At 59.6% G+C, this 443-nt stretch carries 1 pseudogene; it reads left to right on the top strand.

The annotated features are described in order from the left end of the window. Positions 1 to 443 (top strand): annotated as a pseudogene (locus tag HK26_RS13615) (hypothetical protein); the annotation flags it as partial.

Raw genomic sequence — 443 nt, 5'->3', positions numbered from 1 at the left:
AACGAACTGGCGGAGACCAGCCAGACCGTAGTGACGCAGGTTTCCGCATCCGGCTCCATTTCCGGGGCCATGTCCTACGGCACTTATGATGACATGCTGGCTGCCGTCATGACCGAGGACTGGCGCGCGGCAAAAGTTTCCATCGCCATAGACAGCAAGGCCACGCCTGCTGTGACTGGCTCCTACGCCCTCAAGAGTGCGACCCATAGCGGTAATGATGTGCTGCTGACGGCAGCCGATCTGAGCACATGGCCTGCAACCGGCATCATCCATCTGACGGATGCCACCAACGGGCTGGACCTGTATGCCAAGTATATTGGCATCAATGGCGGTCTGATGCTGCCTGCGGGCACGCTCAATGCCAGTGATGGCACGCCTCTGGTGGCCGATGGCACGGCCATGTCGGATGGTACGGCCATTGTGCTGGCAGACATCATGAATGG

The sequence above is a fragment of the Acetobacter okinawensis genome (genome assembly GCF_002153655.1).
GTDB lineage: Bacteria > Pseudomonadota > Alphaproteobacteria > Acetobacterales > Acetobacteraceae > Acetobacter > Acetobacter okinawensis_A.
Note: the sequence above shows the minus strand (reverse complement) of the source record. Positions and strands in the feature narration are given on the sequence as shown.